This window comes from Chitinophaga sp. 01L420, assembly GCF_056399985.1.
In genome coordinates this window covers 1-401 of sequence record NZ_JBFTSK010000154.1, presented here as the reverse complement: position 1 = coordinate 401, position 401 = coordinate 1, and the positions used below count along the sequence as shown (strand labels likewise).

Annotated in this window: 1 protein-coding gene; it reads left to right on the top strand. The window is 49.9% G+C overall.

The features are described from left to right. A partial coding sequence (locus tag AC1DP6_RS36580; protein ID WP_477059325.1) for a hypothetical protein occupies positions 1 to 401 on the top strand: 401 nt, incomplete at both ends.

Here is a 401-nt window from a genome sequence, read left to right as displayed (position 1 = left end):
AACATGACGGCTAACATTCCGGCCGGATTGGGTGCACGCGGTGCATGGACCATCGTAGGTGGCAAGCAACCCTGGATYACGATTGCTGATACTACWTTAAAYAACACCAAAGTGACCGTGCTGGCTGGACATACYGTGTCACTGGTATGGACYATCACCAATGGTACYTGTGCGGCCACTACTGATATGGTGGACCTGACCAACTATGAGATTCCTTCCAAAGCAGTTGCTGGTGCAGATCAGAAACATTGTAATGATTCTATCTTCAACATGACGGCTAACATTCCAGCCGGATTGGGTGCACGCGGTGCATGGACCATCGTAGGTGGCAAGCAACCCTGGATYACGATTGCTGAYACTACTTTAAATAACACCAAAGTGACCGTGCTGGCTGGACATAC